The sequence below is a fragment of the Pseudomonas ovata genome (assembly GCF_003131185.1).
Lineage (GTDB): Bacteria > Pseudomonadota > Gammaproteobacteria > Pseudomonadales > Pseudomonadaceae > Aquipseudomonas > Aquipseudomonas ovata.
The window spans coordinates 26,237-40,321 of the sequence record NZ_QFFU01000031.1; the positions used below are offsets into that span (position 1 = coordinate 26,237).

The window sequence follows — 14,085 nt, forward strand, 5'->3', positions numbered from 1 at the left end:
TCGGAATGAGCCTGTTTCAGCGATCTACACCGGGTTCACGAAGCCAGGCGCAACCGCTCGATGATCCGTCGTGCGCGGTTGGCGCCGGCGTCGACGTGAATGTCGATCATGGGGCGTGTACCGAAGCGGCACATGTTGCGGTACTGGGCCTCGATGATCTGTTTGTCTTCGTCGAAGGTCAGGATGGTCTGCTCGATGACCTTGGCCTTGACCGCCTCGGCATCGTGTTCAGGGTTGGTGGCCATGGTCCAGAAGTAATGGCTGGTGGTGTCGGTCTCGGGCGTGACGCCATGAAAGCCGCGCATGTGAAAGCCGCCACGCTGCGGGTCATTGAGATCGTCGCTGCCAGCGTCGACCGCGCCGGTCCAGATGCGCAGATGACTGACATGAAACTCGATTTCCTGCCAGCGATCGATCTTGTCCTTGAACGGATAGGCGGCGCTGTAGGTCGGTGGCGGCACCGAGTCCGGCATATGGCGCACCACGCGCACGACGTGGTCGTCGCCTTCGACACGCATGTGCGCATTCATGTGGATGCCGGCATTGCCGCCGATGGTACGCAGGTGCACATAGCCCAGGTGGCTGAGGTCCATGAGGTTGTCGTGGATCAGTTGATAGGGCGCGTCGTAGTGGTACACGCTGCCGTCGAACAGGTATTTGCCGCTGCTGTGCACGTCATAGACCGGTGGCTCGCACAACGGCTCGGGATGCGCGGCGCTGCCAAACCAGATCCAGACGATCTGGTCCTGCTCACGCACCGGATAGGCCGACACCCGCGCCTTGCCGGGGATCTTGTCCTGCCCCGGGATCTCGATGCAGCGGCCGCCTTCGTCGAACAGCAGACCGTGATAGCCACAGCGCAGGCCGCCGGCTTCAAGCGTGCCGTTGGACAAGGGCAGGGCGCGATGACAGCAGCGGTCTTCCAGCGCCGCGACCTGGCCGTCGGCGGTGCGAAACAGCACCACGGGGGTGTTCAGCAAGGTGCGTCCCAGCGGTTTGTCCTGCAGCTCCCAGGCCAGGGCCGCGACGTACCATTGGTCCAGGGCAAAGCGTGGCGTGGCCGGTGCGGCGGCGTCATGGGCGAGCGCTTGAGCGGTGGATGAGGTCATGAGGGTCTCCAGGGGCACGGTTGTTGTTTTGAGGGGGCGATCAAAGGTCCAGCACCAGGCGCTTGGAGTGCGCCCGTGAGCAGCAGGGTAGAAAGCAGTCGTTGGCGGCCTGCTCGGCAGGGGTCAGAAACTGATCCCGATGATCCGGGATGCCCGCCAGTACGCGGGTCAGGCAGGTGCCGCAGACGCCTTGCTCGCAAGAGGAGTCGATCATGACGCCGGCTTCATCGAGCACCTCGAACACCGTCCGCTCGGGCGGTACGCACAGCACCCGGCCGCTGCTGGCCAGCTCGATTTCGAACGCGGTATTGGTCGCAGGATCGGCCGCCGTGGCGACGAAGAATTCGCGGTGCACCTGCGCTTCGGGCCAGCCGGCTGCGCGTGCGGTGTCGAGGATGTGCTGCATGAAGCCGCCCGGGCCACACACATACAGGTGGCTGCCGGCCGTCGGTGTACCCAGCAGGGCCGGCGCGTCGAGCTTTTGCAGGAGGGCACCGCTGTCATCGTGCAGACAGACATGACGGGCGAAGGCGCACTGTTCGAGCATCGGTACGAAGGCGGCGCGGTCACGGCTGCGAAAGCAGTAATGCAGCTCGAAGTCGGCGCCCCGGTGATGCAGTTCATGTGCCATCGCCAGCATCGGTGTGATGCCGATGCCACCCCCAAGCAGCAGGTGGCGCGTGCCGGTGGGCGCCAGGGCGAACAGGTTGCGTGGCGTGCCGAGGGTCAGCGTCTGGCCGACATGCAGCGTATCGTGCAGGGCGTTCGAGCCGCCGCGCGAGGCCGGGTCGCGCAGCACGCCGATCAGGTAGCGATGCCGCTCGCGCGGGTCGTTGCACAGCGAGTATTGCCGGGTCAGCCCCGGCGCGATGTGCACATCGACATGCGCACCGGCCTCGAAGGCCGGCAGCGGCCCGCCATCGATGGCCCGCAGTTCGAAACTGCAGATGCCCAAGGCTTCGACGGTCTTGCCCGTAACATGGACTTCAAGCATGACGTGCCCCTCCATACTCAAATGGCTGTTGAAAAAACAGGTTGAAAAACGTATCGGGTCCGGTCAGCGCAGGCTGGCCGGACCGGTCACGTGAGGTGCCGGGGCGGGGAGAGGGTGTGGCGGTCGGACGGACTCATGGCAGGCACCTGATCATTATTGTTGTGAGGTTGGGTATGCTGATGAGGCAGATCCTCTATCCAATTGGTTGCGGTGTCAACTAATTTTCGTGTGCTACTGACCCAAGGTATTTTCGCCATGTCCTCCGCCGCCCAGCTCGACCTTGCCCGCTATGTGCCAGGCCTGCTTACTTTCCTCACCAACAAGCTCGGCACCGGTGCCTCGCAGTGCTACCGCAAGCATTTCGGCATCGGTGTGGTGGAGTGGCGGATGCTGTCCATGCTGGCGGTCGAGAGCGACATCACCGCCAACCGTATCTGCCAGGTCGTCGGCCTGGACAAGAGCGCAGCCAGTCGTTCGTTGCAGACACTGGAAGCCGCCGGGCATATTCGCAGCCAGGTCGACCCCAGGGATGCCCGGCGCTACACCATCAGCCTGACCGACAGTGGCCAGGCGCTGCATGACCGGGTGATCAAGGTGGCGCTGGAGCGCGAGCGGCGTCTGCTCGGCGATTTGTCGCCGCAAGAGGTGGACACCCTGATCGATCTGCTGGGGCGTTTGCAGCGTCAGGTGGGCCATGTGAATGACTATGATCCGGCGGTGTAACCGCATATAACGAAATTGTAATGTTCAGGCAATCCTGCCGATAACGGCAGTTCCCTACAGTCCCTCGCACTCAATATTCGGCCCGCTCAGGGCCTGGCCAGTGTGTGACGGGGAGCTGTAAACGTGCCTGCAGATCAAGACCTTTTCCTGAAAACCGGCTGCCGCAGGCGTCTGGTCCGGTTTGGCGTGCTGTGTGTGATGCTCGTGTCCGCCGGCTACCTGCAAGCCGCCGACCTGACGCTGGCGCAGGCCATTGACGGCGCCTTTGCGCGCAATCCCGAGCTGGCTGCCGTGCGCCAGGACCTTGGCATCGCCGACGGCGAGCGCCAGCAGGCCGGGCTGATGCCCAACCCCGAGTTGTCGTGGGAAGTCGAAGACACCCGCCGCGCCACCCGCACCACCACGGTGATGCTCAGCCAGGCACTGGAGCTGGGCGGCAAGCGCGGGGCCCGTATCGATGTCGCCGAGCGCGGCCAGGACACTGCCCGGCTTGAGCTGGAGCGTCGCACCCATGAGCTGCGCGCAACGGTGACTCAGGCATTTTATGCGGCTGCACGCGCGCAGACCGCCGTCGAACTGGCCGAGCAGTCGCGCCGCCTGGCCGAGCGTGGCCTGCACGTCGCAGATGGCCGGGTACGTGCCGGGCAGGTCTCGCCCATCGAGGCCACCCGCGCCCAGGTGCAACTGGCCGAAACCGAACTGCAACTGCGCAAGGCCCGCACCCAACTGGCCGACAGCCAGCGGCAACTGGCCCGGGTGACCGGTACGCCGGAACATGAAGGGCAACGCCTGGGCTTTGCTGATCTCGCGCCGCCCTCGGCGCCGGCGGCCGCACGCTTGCTGGCCGTGCTTGAGCAGGTGCCGGCCATGCGTCTGGCCGAGGCGCAGATCCGGCAGCGCGAGGCCTCGGTGGGCTCCGAGCGGGCCCAGCGCATCCCCAACCTCACCGTCAGCCTCGGCAGCCAGTACAGCCGCGAAGAGCGCGAACGCATCAATGTGGTCGGCCTGTCGGTGCCGCTGCCGCTGTTCGACCGCAACCAGGGCAATGTGCTGGCCGCCTCGCGCCGCGCCGACCAGGCCCGCGACCTGCGCAATGCCGTAGAGCTTGACCTGCGCACCCAGACCCGTTCGGCGCTGGACCAGTGGAACAACGCCGCCAGTGAAGCGGCGTCCTTTACCGGCGTGATCCTCCCGGCCGCGCAACAGGCCGTAGACACCGCCACACGCGGTTTCGAGGTCGGCAAGTTCGGTTTCATCGACGTGCTGGACGCCCAGCGCACCCTGATCGATGCCCGCAGCCGCTACCTGGACGCGCTGGCCTCGGCCACTGAAGCCCAGGTGGCCATCGAGCGCATCTACGGCGATTTCGGTCGCGTCGCCACTCATCCCTGACCCTCGATTTTCGGCCGTGGAGCCAGCCATTGCTGGCCGGCCATGACCTGGAGCTTCCATGAACAACACACGCAGCCTTGCCCTTGCCGTGGCGCTGGCCGGCCTTGTCGGCCTGGGCAGTCTGAGCCTGAACGCCGAAGAGTCCCATGACGATCATGATCACGATCATCCGCAGCCGGCCGCGCCCGTGACCCCGGCCAAGGCGCCGGCCACGCCCAAGGACGATGACCATGAGCATGACCAGGCCGGTCATGAAGAGAAAAGCCATGGCGATGAGAAAACCGCCAAGGCCGATGACGGCCATGCTCATGAAGAAGAGGGGCATGAAGAAGAGGGCCACGAAGCAGGCCAGCTGGCGTTGTCGACTGAGCAGATCGCCAGCGCCGGCATCGAACTGGCCGTCGCCACGGCTCGGCCGATGGGCGTGGCTGTGAGTTTTCCCGGCGAGATCCGCTTCGATGAAGACCGCACCGCGCACCTGGTGCCCCGGGTCGGTGGCGTGGTGGAGCGAGTGCTGGTCGAGCTGGGGCAACCGGTCAGAAAAGGCCAGGTCCTGGCCATGATCGCCAGCCCGCAGATCGCCGATCAACGCAGCGAGCTGAGCGCCGCCCAGCGCCGGCTGGAAACCGCCCGCAGCACCCTGCAGCGCGAAAAGACCCTGTGGCAGGACAAGATCTCGGCCGAGCAGGATTACCAGTTGGCCCGACAGGCCTTTGAAGAGGCGCAGATCAACGTCACCAATGCCCGGCAGAAGCTGGCGGTGATCGGCGCCGGGCTCAACCCGGCCGGCGGCAACCGCTATGAGCTGGTGGCGCCGTTCGACGCCATGATCGTCGAAAAGCACCTGACCCAGGGCGAAGTGGTCAGCGAGGCCAGCAATGCCTTCACCTTGTCAGACCTGACCCGGGTCTGGGCCACCTTCGGCGTCACCGCCAAGGACCTGGACAAGGTGCAGGTGGGGCGCTCGGTCACGGTGACCGCGCCTGACCTCAATGCCCGGGTCGAAGGGCGGGTGGGTTATGTCGGCAGCCTGTTGGGCGAGCAGAGCCGCGCCGCGCCGGTGCGGGTGACCCTGGCCAACCCGCAGGGCGCCTGGCGCCCGGGGTTGCTGGTGAATATCGACGTGACCGTGGCCCAGGCCCGGGCCGCCGTCACCGTGCCGGAGGCGGCACTGCAGACGGTGGAAAACCGCCCCTCGGTGTTCGTGCGCAACGCCGAGGGCTTCCTGTTGCAACCGGTCAGGACCGGCCGTCAGACCGGCGGGCATGTAGAGATTCTTGAAGGCTTGCAGCCCGGTAGCCAGGTCGCAGCCGCCGGCAGTTTCGTCCTCAAATCCGAGCTGGGCAAAGGTTCGGCCGAGCACTCCCATTGATCCGCTGCCCACGAGTACGCCTGCATGTTTGAACGCCTGATTCAATTCGCTATCGAGCAGCGCATCGTCGTGATGCTCGCGGTCCTGCTCATGGCCGGGCTGGGGATCGCCAGCTACCAGAAACTGCCGATTGATGCGGTGCCGGACATTACCAATGTCCAGGTGCAGATCAATACTGCTGCACCCGGTTTTTCGCCGCTGGAAACCGAACAGCGCATCACCTTTGCCATCGAGACCGCGATGGCCGGGCTGCCCGGCCTGCAACAGACCCGCTCGCTGTCGCGCTCCGGGTTGTCGCAGGTCACGGTGATCTTCAAGGAGGGCACCGACCTGTTCGCCGCCCGCCAGTGGGTCAGCGAACGCTTGCAGAACGCTCGCCAGCAATTGCCGGCCGGGGTCGATGCGGTCATGGGCCCGGTGTCCACCGGCCTGGGCGAAATTTTCCTGTGGACGGTCGAGGCCCGTGACGAGGCGCGCAAGCCCGATGGCACGCCTTACACGCCCACCGACCTGCGGGTCATCCAGGACTGGGTCATCAAGCCGCAGCTGCGCAACGTGCCCGGCGTGGCCGAGATCAATACCATCGGCGGCTTTGCCCGGCAGTTCCAGATCGCCCCCGACCCACGCAAGCTGGCGGCCTACAAGCTGACCCTCAATGACCTGCTCACGGCTCTTGAGCGCAACAACGCCAACGTCGGCGCCGGCTACATCGAACGCAGCGGCGAGCAGTTGCTGATTCGCGCGCCCGGCCAGTTGGGCAGCCTGCAAGACATCGCCAATGTGGTCCTGACCCATGTGCAGGGCACCTCGGTGCGGGTCAGCGACGTGGCCGAGGTCATGATCGGCAAGGAGTTGCGTTCGGGCGCGGCCACCGAAAACGGTCGCGAAGTGGTGCTGGGCACGGTGTTCATGCTGATTGGCGAAAACAGCCGCAGCGTTTCGCAGGCCGTGGCCGCCCGCCTGGCCGAGATCAACCGCACCCTGCCCGAGGGCGTCAGCGCCGTCACCGTCTACGACCGCACCCATCTGGTGGAAAAGGCCATCGCCACGGTGAAGAAAAACCTCATCGAAGGCGCGATCCTGGTCATCGCCATCCTGTTTCTGTTCCTGGGCAATATCCGTGCGGCGCTGATTACCGCGATGGTCATTCCGCTGGCCATGCTGTTTACCTTCACCGGCATGTTCGCCAACCGCGTCAGTGCCAACCTGATGAGCCTGGGCGCGCTGGACTTCGGCATTATCGTCGATGGTGCGGTGGTGATCGTCGAAAACGCCATACGCCGCCTGGCGCATGCGCAGCACAAGCATGGCCGGCTGCTGACCCGCTCGGAGCGCTTCCACGAGGTGTTCGCTGCCGCCAGGGAAGCCCGCCGGCCGCTGATCTTCGGCCAGTTGATCATCATGGTGGTGTACCTGCCGATCTTTGCCCTGACCGGGGTCGAGGGCAAGATGTTCCACCCCATGGCCTTTACCGTGGTCATCGCCTTGCTGGGCGCGATGATCCTGTCGGTGACCTTTGTGCCGGCGGCGATTGCGCTGTTTGTGACCGGCAAGGTCAAGGAAGAAGAGGGCCTGGTGATGCGCAAGGCCCGCCAGGGCTATGCCCCGGTGCTGGACTGGGTGCTGGCACATCGCAGCATCGCCTTTGCGTTGGCCGTTGTGCTGGTGGTGCTGTCGGGCTTGACCGCCAGCCGCATGGGCAGCGAGTTCATTCCCAGCCTGAGCGAAGGCGACTTCGCCTTGCAGGCCCTGCGCGTGCCGGGTACCAGCCTGAGCCAGTCGGTGGACATGCAGCAGCGTCTTGAAAAGGCGATCATGGCGAAAATGCCTGAGGTCGAGCGCGTGTTTGCCCGCACAGGTACCGCTGAAATTGCCGCTGACCCGATGCCGCCGAACATTTCCGACGCCTATGTGATGCTCAAGCCGCACAGCGAGTGGCCGGACCCGGGCAAGTCCCGCGAGACGCTGATTGCCGAGCTGCAACAGGCTGCGGCCAGCGTGCCGGGCAGCAACTACGAGTTGTCACAACCCATTCAGTTGCGCTTCAACGAGCTGATTTCCGGGGTGCGCAGTGACGTGGCGGTCAAGGTCTATGGCGACGACATGGACGTGCTCAACCAGACCGCCGCCACCATCGCCAGCACTTTGCAGACGGTGCCCGGTGCCTCGGAAGTCAAGGTCGAGCAGACCACCGGTCTGCCGGTGCTGACCATCAATATCGACCGCGACAAGGCGGCGCGTCATGGCCTGAATATCGGTGACGTGCAGGATGCCCTGGCGATTGCCGTAGGCGGCCGTGAGGCCGGCACGCTGTATGAAGGCGACCGGCGCTTCGACATGATGGTGCGCCTGCCCGAAACGCTGCGCACCGACCCGCAGGCGCTGGCCAGCCTGCTGATCCCGGTGCCCGGCAGTGCGGGGCAACAGATCGGCTTTATCACCCTGAGTCAGGTTGCCAGCCTCGACCTGGAGCTGGGCCCCAACCAGATCAGCCGTGAAAACGGCAAGCGCGTGGTGGTGGTCAGTGCCAACGTGCGGGGCCGTGACCTGGGCTCGTTCGTCGAGGAGGCCGGGCTGACCCTGCAGGAAAAAGTGCGCATTCCGACCGGTTACTGGACAGCGTGGGGTGGGCAGTTCGAGCAACTGCAATCGGCGGCCCAGCGCTTGCAGGTCGTGGTGCCGATTGCCTTGCTGCTGGTGCTGACCTTGCTGTTCATGATGTTCAACAACCTCAAGGATGGCCTGCTGGTGTTCACCGGTATCCCGTTTGCCCTGACCGGCGGGGTGCTGGCGCTGTGGCTGCGTGATATTCCGCTGTCGATTTCGGCCGGCGTGGGTTTTATCGCCCTGTCGGGTGTGGCGGTGCTCAATGGCCTGGTGATGATCGCCTTTATCCGTGCCCTGCGCGAAGAGGGGCGCTCGTTGCAGAACGCGGTCCATGAAGGTGCCTTGACCCGCCTGCGTCCGGTGTTGATGACCGCGCTGGTGGCGTCGCTGGGCTTCATTCCCATGGCCCTGGCCACCGGCACCGGCGCCGAGGTGCAGCGTCCGCTGGCAACGGTGGTGATCGGCGGCATCCTGTCCTCGACCATGCTCACGCTGCTGGTGTTGCCGGCGTTGTATCAATGGGCGCATCGGCGCGACCCGGATTGATTCCCTAAGGTAAAAAACCCGCGCCAAGGCATGTCGCGGGTTTTTTCATGCAGCGGTGTGCACAAGGCCACATGACGAAATGGTCATGTTCACGCCATGCTCCGGCAAGCGACCGGTGGTTAATCTGGCTTCATCTTTTGAAGGAGAACCCCGATGAAACTGTCCACCGCCTTGTTGACCGCCCTGGTGATGTCCATGCCCCTGGCCGCCCAGGCCTCCCGGCCCGACCATTCGGTATCGACCCAGACGTTGAGCAACTATCAGCGCATCGTGCAGGACCACGCCAGCCGGCAGAACCTGCCCGCACCTGACATTGTCGAGTACCGGTATGGCATGAAGCTGGACGTCGCCCGCATCGTGTTCAAGTCGCCCTTGCAGAAAACCTGTGAAGTCGCCCCGCGCCTGATGATCTACAAGGACTCCAGAGGCGAACTCAACGCGCTGCAATACCGGGCCATGAGTGAGTGTCGCAGCAACTCATAAGCCCTTGACCCGCTCATTTGATGCTCAGCCGGGCTTTTTACGATACTCGTACTACGATTAACGCAATCGGGTGCAGGTGCATGCAGGTTTGCACCCGGGCCGTTGAACAATGCCACCATGGAGGAGCATCGTGTCGAGCCCGTTCATGCCCCTGGTCCTGAGCACCCTGATTCTGAGTGGTTGTGCCTACCAGAGCAGTGACCTGAATGCCACGAATTCACTGGCAGTCAACTCGCGTCTCGTGGGCATCTGGGCCCTGCAGCCGCTGCAGGACGGCACGGCCACCGTGGCCGAGTACCGCGCCGATGGCGCCTTGTTGTTGCACCCGGTCAATTGCAGGCACCCGCGTGCGCAACCGGTGCAAACCTTCGACTACCGGCTGGCCGAAGACGGGCAGACGATCCATGTCTCGTCACCCTTGGGCACCTACGAATTCAACGTCCTGTCCCTTTCGGCAGAACGCCTGCAACTGGTGCGTGAAGTGGGGCCTCGGCGGTTGACATTCGACTACCGCAAGGTCGACAGGATCGCGGCGTCATGCCCGCACGATCCTGCCCGTGGCACCGAACTGGCGCGACGCACGCCTTATCAGCCCGATGATTTTTTGCCGGCACCGACCTTGCCGGACCACCCCGACATGGGCCGCTACGTCGGCAAGTGGGCCGGGGCCGAAGACCAGATGCTGCTGGAAATCGTCCGTGACGCTACCGGCCGCTATTACCTGCTCAATGCCGGTGATGAAAACTGGCATCACCTGTTCAACGATGTCCGCTGGGTCGGCGATGAACTGCATTTCCAGAGTTTTGCCTATTCCGACAACCCCTTGCTCTTTCGCCATCCGTTCCACAAGTCGAACAACACCATTGTCCTGCAACCCACCCCTGATGCCAGATTGCGCTACAGCTTTTTTCTCGATGGCCAGCGGGTCAGTGAAGTCATGACCCGGATCAACGACTGATCAGCGTACCCCGATCTCATCAAGCAGCCACTTCTTGAACACCTCCGAGGCCTCGTGCCGGGTGCGCCGCCTGGGGTACACCAGGTAATGCCCGATGTACTGGATCTCATGGGTCACGCTGCGCAGCGGCGCCACCAGGGTGCCGCTCTGCAATTCGCCTTCGGCCAGCAAGGTCGACTCCAGCACCACACCCATGCCGTTGACGGCCGCCGCGATGGCCATGGCGCTGCGGTCGAAGCGCAAGGCGTAGTGATGGGGCGCGAACAGGTGGTTGGCCTCGAACCAGCCTTTCCATTGCAGCATCTGCACTTCGCACTGAATCAGGGTGTGCTGGTAGAGGTCTTGCGGGCTGCGAATGCGGGCAGCGATCTGCGGGCTGCACAGCGGCGTAAGGTGCTCGACGGCCAGCGGCACCTTTTCATTGAGGCTGCCCTTGGGTTCGCCGTAGACAATGTCCAGGTCGAAGTCGTCGTTCTCGAAGCGGGCGTATTCGGTGCTAGCCGAAAAGCGCAGGTCGATATTCGGGTGCGCAGCCACGAAGCGCGCCAGGCGTGGCATCAGCCATTGCGTACCGAAGCTGGGTGCGGTGTGCAGGCGCAGCGGGGGTGGCTCGTCGGCATTGACCAAGGCAAAGCCGCGGTGCATTTCGTCCAGCCCGCGCTGCACATGCTCCAGCAGCAGGCGGCCGCGCACGGTGAGGTTCACCTCGCGAGTGGTGCGTTCGAACAGCACCAGGTCGATAGCGTCTTCGAGCTTGCGAATCGAGTGACTGACAGCGCTCGACGACAGGCCCAACTCGTGTGCGGCCACGGCAAATGAGCCGCTGCGCCCGGCCGCCTCAAACACGCGCAGCGATGACAATGGCACTTTGCGCAGTCGGGCTATTGATGAATTTTGTTCATTCATTATTGTAAAAATGCCTTTTGTAAGGGTGTAAACCTCAGTGATAGCGTGGCTCTACGTTCCGGCTTGAACTATTTGATGAATATTTAACATCAGTTCAGCACGGGGCCATTTCTATCGCAAGCAGGAAACCACAATGACAATAATTCCTTCAGGCGCGATTGCGCCCCCCGAGCCTCTTGCCGCGCTGGCCCATCACGCCTGGCGCATCCGGCGCTTTGCGCTACGCATGGGTGAAGTCCAGGGCCAGGGCTACGTCGGCCAGGCACTGGGCTGGGCCGATGTGCTGGCGGTCGCCTACTGCCATGCCATGAAGCTGGACCCCGGTGATCCCACCTGGGAGGGCCGCGACCGTTTTTTGCTGTCCCACGGACATTACGCCATTGCCTTGTACGCGGCATTGCTCGAAGCCGGCGTGATTGCCGAGGATGAGCTGGACAGCTACGGCGCCGATGACAGCCGGCTGCCGATGTCGGGCATGGCCACCTACACCCCGGGCATGGAAATGTCCGGGGGCTCGCTGGGCCAGGGCCTGGCCATCGGCGTCGGCATGGCACTGGGCCTGCGCATGAAGGGCAATCCGGCCTGGGTGTTCAATTCGATGTCCGACGGTGAGCTGGACGAGGGGGCAACCTGGGAAGCGGCCATGTCGGCGGCGCATCACAAACTGGGCAACCTGATTGCGCTGGTCGACCTGAACAAGCAGCAGGCCGATGGCAACTCCCACGAAGTCCTGGAATTCGAACCCCTGGTCGACAAGTGGCAAGCCTTTGGCTGGCACGTGCAGCGTGTCGATGGCAACGACCTGGCGGCCGTACTGGGCGCATTCGACACCGCGATGGCGGTGGCCGAGGCCCGGCCCCGGGTCATTCTCTTCGACACCTTGATGGGCAAGGGCGTGGACTTTCTCGAAACCCGCGAGAAAAACCACTTCATCCGCGTCGAGCCACACGAGTGGCAGGCGGCGCTGACGGCGCTGGACGCCCACTACGACCAAGGAGTGCACTGACATGGGCAGCGAAACCTTGCCAACGCCAAGGCTGACCACCTCGGCGATGATTGCCTCGATTGCCAGCGAAGGGCAGCGCACTGAAAGTGCGCCCTTCGGCCACGCACTGGTGGCCGCCGCCGAGCGCGATTCGCGCATCGTCGGCCTCAGTGCTGACTTGTCGAAATACACCGACCTGCATATCTTCGGCCGGGAGTTTCCCGAGCGACACGTACAGATGGGCATGGCCGAGCAACTGTTGATGGCCGCCGCCGGTGGCCTGGCCAAGGAAGGCCTGGTGCCGTTCGCCACCACCTACGCGGTGTTTGCTACCCGGCGTGCCTATGACTTCATTCATCAGGTGATCGCCGAGGAACACCTCAATGTGAAGATCTGCGCGGCCTTGCCCGGCCTGACCACCGGCTACGGCCCCAGCCACCAGGCCACCGATGACCTGGCCTTGATGCGCGCGATTCCGGGCCTGACCGTGATCGACCCGTGCGACGCGCTGGACACGGCCCAGGCCGTGGACGCCATCGCCCGCTACAACGGCCCGGTGTACATGCGCCTGCTGCGTGGCAAGGTGCCGATGGTGCTGGACGAGTACGACTATCGGTTCGAACTGGGCAAGGCCAGCCTGCTGCGCGATGGCAAGGACGTGCTGATCATCGCCAGCGGCATCATGACCATGCGTGCCCTGGAAGTGGCCAAGGTGCTTGGCGATGGCAGTGCCGACGTCGCGGTGCTGCATGTGCCGACCATCAAGCCGCTCGACGAGGCGACCATTATCGAGCAGTGCCGGCGCAGCGGCCGGCTGGTGATCGTGGCGGAAAACCACAGCACCGTCGGCGGGCTGGGCGAGAGCGTGGCCCTGGCCTTGCTCAAGGCTCGGGTGGCGCCCGAGTTCCGCCAGATCGCCTTGCCCGATGCCTTCCTGGACGCCGGTGCCTTGCCGACGCTGCATGATCGCTATGGGATTTCCACGGCCATCATGGCCGCCAACATTCGCCAGTGGCTCGGTTGAGGAGCGCCTTATGAACGTTGCATTCATTGGTCTGGGCGCCATTGGCCTGCCCATGGCCCTGCAAGTGAACAAGGCCGGCCACCGGGTGATTGGCATCGAGTTGCACGAGGCGGGACGTGCCCGCGCCCAGGCCGCAGGGCTTGAGGCCAGCGGCGACTGGCGTGCGGCGCAGGATGCGGCTGTGGTGGTGGTGATGGTCGCCACGCCGGCGCAACTTGAGGCCCTGGTCACGCAGTTCAGCGAGGTCCGTCAGGGCCAGCACTGGGTGATCATGAGCACCGTGGGCCCTGCGGCTGTGCGTGAGCAAGGGGCGCGGCTGGCGGCCATGGGCGTCAAGGTGATCGATGCACCGGTAACCGGCGGGGTGGCGCGGGCCAACACCGGCAGCCTGCTGATCTTTGCCTCGGGTACGCAAGCCGATATCGATGAGGTCGGGCCAGTGCTCGGTGCCATGGGCGAGGTCAGGGTCACTGGCAGCCATGTCGGGGACGGCCAGGCTATTAAAGTCGTCAACCAGCACCTGTGCTCGGTGCACCTGGTTGCCGCCGCCGAGGCGCTGAGCCTGGCCGGTGCACTGGGCCTGGACCCGGCTCAGGTGCTGGCACTGGTCGAGCGCGGGGCAGGTGGTTCATGGATGCTCTCGGACCGGGGGCCGCGCATGCTGCAGGGCACTGATGCGCAGGTCACCAGCATGGTCGACATCTTCGTCAAGGACAGCGGCCTGGTGGCCGAGGCGGCCCAGGCGTGCAAGGCCGCCGTACCGCTGCTGGACATCGCCCACCAGCGATTTTCCAGCGCCGCCCGTTCAGGCCTCGGCGCCCGCGACGACAGCCGCGTGATCGAGACCTGGGCACTGCCGTGACAACGGTCCGGTAGGCGATCCGTCGTCGTGGCTTTTTTGTAGGAGCGACCAGCGGTCGCGAAGCGTCTGTTCGCGACCGCTGGTCGCTCCTGCGAGGTGGATTTCATATCCGATCATGAGTCAA

12 protein-coding genes are annotated in these 14,085 nt (G+C 64.4%); 9 read left to right on the top strand and 3 right to left on the bottom strand.

What is annotated here, in order from left to right:
* Window positions 1-35: 35 nt before the first annotated feature.
* Both DGA31_RS26690 and DGA31_RS26695 read right to left on the bottom strand, forming a co-directional pair.
* Entirely contained in the window at window positions 36-1,109 is a 1,074-nt protein-coding gene (locus DGA31_RS26690) for an aromatic ring-hydroxylating oxygenase subunit alpha (protein ID WP_056837206.1), read from the bottom strand.
* 40 nt (window positions 1,110-1,149) lie between these two features.
* Window positions 1,150-2,103, bottom strand: coding sequence for a PDR/VanB family oxidoreductase (locus DGA31_RS26695; RefSeq protein WP_109514539.1), 954 nt, complete (start codon window positions 2,101-2,103; stop codon window positions 1,150-1,152).
* 255 nt (window positions 2,104-2,358) lie between these two features.
* Between DGA31_RS26695 and DGA31_RS26700 the strand changes: the two genes are divergently transcribed.
* The 6 genes from DGA31_RS26700 (at window position 2,359) to DGA31_RS26725 (ending at window position 10,184) form a co-directional block, all read left to right on the top strand.
* A complete protein-coding gene (locus DGA31_RS26700) occupies window positions 2,359-2,826 on the top strand; it encodes a MarR family winged helix-turn-helix transcriptional regulator (protein ID WP_109514540.1) in 468 nt (155 codons plus the stop codon).
* A 198-nt stretch (window positions 2,827-3,024) separates the two neighbouring features.
* The gene (locus DGA31_RS26705) at window positions 3,025-4,218 is read left to right on the top strand and encodes a TolC family protein (protein ID WP_109514541.1); all 1,194 of its coding nucleotides are present in this window, start codon (window positions 3,025-3,027) and stop codon (window positions 4,216-4,218) included.
* A gap of 58 nt (window positions 4,219-4,276) precedes the next feature.
* Window positions 4,277-5,590, top strand: coding sequence for an efflux RND transporter periplasmic adaptor subunit (locus tag DGA31_RS26710; RefSeq protein ID WP_109514542.1), 1,314 nt, complete (start codon window positions 4,277-4,279; stop codon window positions 5,588-5,590).
* Between the two features lie 24 nt (window positions 5,591-5,614).
* Window positions 5,615-8,743 carry a CusA/CzcA family heavy metal efflux RND transporter gene (locus DGA31_RS26715; RefSeq protein ID WP_109514543.1) on the top strand — a complete coding sequence of 1,043 codons (3,129 nt, stop codon included), beginning with the start codon at window positions 5,615-5,617 and terminating at the stop codon, window positions 8,741-8,743.
* A 153-nt stretch (window positions 8,744-8,896) separates the two neighbouring features.
* Complete coding sequence (locus tag DGA31_RS26720) at window positions 8,897-9,226, top strand: DUF2790 domain-containing protein (protein WP_056837218.1); 330 nt, start codon at window positions 8,897-8,899, stop codon at window positions 9,224-9,226.
* A gap of 130 nt (window positions 9,227-9,356) precedes the next feature.
* Window positions 9,357-10,184, top strand: coding sequence for a hypothetical protein (locus tag DGA31_RS26725; protein ID WP_109514544.1), 828 nt, complete (start codon window positions 9,357-9,359; stop codon window positions 10,182-10,184).
* Here DGA31_RS26725 and DGA31_RS26730 read toward each other — a convergent pair whose 3' ends face one another.
* Window positions 10,185-11,090 (bottom strand): LysR substrate-binding domain-containing protein, encoded by a 906-nt coding sequence (locus DGA31_RS26730; protein ID WP_056837222.1) that lies wholly within the window; start codon window positions 11,088-11,090, stop codon window positions 10,185-10,187.
* A 133-nt stretch (window positions 11,091-11,223) separates the two neighbouring features.
* On the opposite strand from DGA31_RS26730, the gene DGA31_RS26735 reads away from it, so the two are divergent.
* From DGA31_RS26735 to DGA31_RS26745, 3 genes are read left to right on the top strand one after another with little or no spacing between them, the layout of a single operon-like run.
* Window positions 11,224-12,096: a transketolase gene (locus DGA31_RS26735; protein WP_109514545.1), complete on the top strand. Its 873-nt coding sequence runs from the start codon at window positions 11,224-11,226 to the stop codon at window positions 12,094-12,096.
* Window position 12,097: 1 nt separating this feature from the next.
* Complete coding sequence (locus DGA31_RS26740; RefSeq protein WP_056837226.1) at window positions 12,098-13,099, top strand: transketolase family protein; 1,002 nt, start codon at window positions 12,098-12,100, stop codon at window positions 13,097-13,099.
* 10 nt (window positions 13,100-13,109) lie between these two features.
* Complete coding sequence (locus tag DGA31_RS26745) at window positions 13,110-13,961, top strand: NAD(P)-dependent oxidoreductase (protein WP_109514546.1); 852 nt, start codon at window positions 13,110-13,112, stop codon at window positions 13,959-13,961.
* Window positions 13,962-14,085: the final 124 nt, after the last annotated feature.

What these genes read in the sequence shown, in the direction of transcription:
- DGA31_RS26690 (WP_056837206.1), bottom strand. Translation starts at nt 1,109, where the DNA reads ATGACCTCATCCACCGCTCAAGCGCTCGCCCATGACGCCGCCGCACCG.
- DGA31_RS26715 (WP_109514543.1), top strand. Translation starts at nt 5,615, where the DNA reads ATGTTTGAACGCCTGATTCAATTCGCTATCGAGCAGCGCATCGTCGTG.
- DGA31_RS26705 (WP_109514541.1), top strand. Translation starts at nt 3,025, where the DNA reads ATGCTCGTGTCCGCCGGCTACCTGCAAGCCGCCGACCTGACGCTGGCG.
- DGA31_RS26730 (WP_056837222.1), bottom strand. Translation starts at nt 11,090, where the DNA reads ATGAATGAACAAAATTCATCAATAGCCCGACTGCGCAAAGTGCCATTG.
- DGA31_RS26735 (WP_109514545.1), top strand. Translation starts at nt 11,224, where the DNA reads ATGACAATAATTCCTTCAGGCGCGATTGCGCCCCCCGAGCCTCTTGCC.
- DGA31_RS26745 (WP_109514546.1), top strand. Translation starts at nt 13,110, where the DNA reads ATGAACGTTGCATTCATTGGTCTGGGCGCCATTGGCCTGCCCATGGCC.
- DGA31_RS26695 (WP_109514539.1), bottom strand. Translation starts at nt 2,103, where the DNA reads ATGCTTGAAGTCCATGTTACGGGCAAGACCGTCGAAGCCTTGGGCATC.
- DGA31_RS26740 (WP_056837226.1), top strand. Translation starts at nt 12,098, where the DNA reads ATGGGCAGCGAAACCTTGCCAACGCCAAGGCTGACCACCTCGGCGATG.
- DGA31_RS26720 (WP_056837218.1), top strand. Translation starts at nt 8,897, where the DNA reads ATGAAACTGTCCACCGCCTTGTTGACCGCCCTGGTGATGTCCATGCCC.
- DGA31_RS26710 (WP_109514542.1), top strand. Translation starts at nt 4,277, where the DNA reads ATGAACAACACACGCAGCCTTGCCCTTGCCGTGGCGCTGGCCGGCCTT.
- DGA31_RS26700 (WP_109514540.1), top strand. Translation starts at nt 2,359, where the DNA reads ATGTCCTCCGCCGCCCAGCTCGACCTTGCCCGCTATGTGCCAGGCCTG.